Here is a 226-nt window from a genome sequence, read left to right as displayed (position 1 = left end):
CGAGTACGTCGAGGCGGCGCTGACCGCGCAGGGCAGGCGCCTGCTCGTCGTCGATCCGGCCGAGGTCGATGACGACTTGGTCCGCGACGTGACCGAGATGTTGACGTCGCTGTGCGCCCGGCTGTACGGCCGTCGTGCTGCCGCGAACCGTGCTCGCCGTGCGGTCGAAGCCGCCATCGAGGATCCGGCGTGACGACGATCCAGGCGTACCGGTTCGCCCTCGACC

At 70.4% G+C, this 226-nt stretch carries 1 pseudogene; it reads left to right on the top strand.

From position 1 onward, the window contains the following. A pseudogene (locus ADL15_RS24935) lies at window positions 1–193 on the top strand (recombinase family protein); the annotation flags it as partial. Between the last annotated feature and the right edge of the window lie 33 nt (window positions 194–226).

The organism is Actinoplanes awajinensis subsp. mycoplanecinus (assembly GCF_001509495.1).
GTDB lineage: Bacteria > Actinomycetota > Actinomycetes > Mycobacteriales > Micromonosporaceae > Actinoplanes > Actinoplanes palleronii.
The sequence above is the reverse complement of the archived record's forward strand: the minus strand, read 5'-3'. Positions and strand labels throughout refer to the sequence as shown.